The following is a 517-nucleotide window of genomic DNA, read 5'->3' as shown; positions in this document are numbered from 1 at the left end:
CAGGTGAAGACCATCCGCGACCTGCCGATGCTCTGCCTGCAAGGAGCCGACGATGATGATGACGACCGCCTCTGCCCCCGCCTCAACCAGCCCAACGTCACCAGCATCACCCTGCCGGGAGGACACCATTTTGACGATAACTACCCCCAGCTCTATCAGGCCATCACCAAGCATCTGAACCTGCCCCCGGATCCGCTGACTGTGGAGCATTAACCGGTATCACCACGGAATGCCTTTTAAGTACCGAGCAGGGCAAATCAGCGAGCAATGAAAAGGGCCTCTCTTGCGAGAGGCCCTTGTACTGAATTTGACGGAATGTTTGACATGATCAGGCTTGGGTTCGGCAGCAAGATCAGTGCGGCTTTTCACTACGATTAGTCAATCGGCTCAACCAGATGCTGGGCTATCAACAATGAGGATTTGCAGCCCTATGCTGACAACCGCTCGGGATTGCGCCATAAAAAAAGCCCTGATGTTTCCATCAGGGCTTTGCAATTTGGCGGTGAGGGAGGGATTC

Annotated in this window: 1 protein-coding gene; it reads left to right on the top strand. The window is 54.5% G+C overall.

Annotation, left to right across the window (positions count from 1 at the left end):
- A partial coding sequence (locus AACS18_RS23145) for an AcvB/VirJ family lysyl-phosphatidylglycerol hydrolase (RefSeq protein WP_308810820.1) occupies positions 1-213 on the top strand: 213 nt, incomplete at its 5' end.
- Positions 214-517: the final 304 nt, after the last annotated feature.

It is taken from the genome of Aeromonas sp. HMWF015 (assembly GCF_963878965.1).
In the GTDB taxonomy this organism is placed as follows: domain Bacteria; phylum Pseudomonadota; class Gammaproteobacteria; order Enterobacterales; family Aeromonadaceae; genus Aeromonas; species Aeromonas veronii.
Note: the sequence above shows the minus strand (reverse complement) of the source record. Positions and strands in the feature narration are given on the sequence as shown.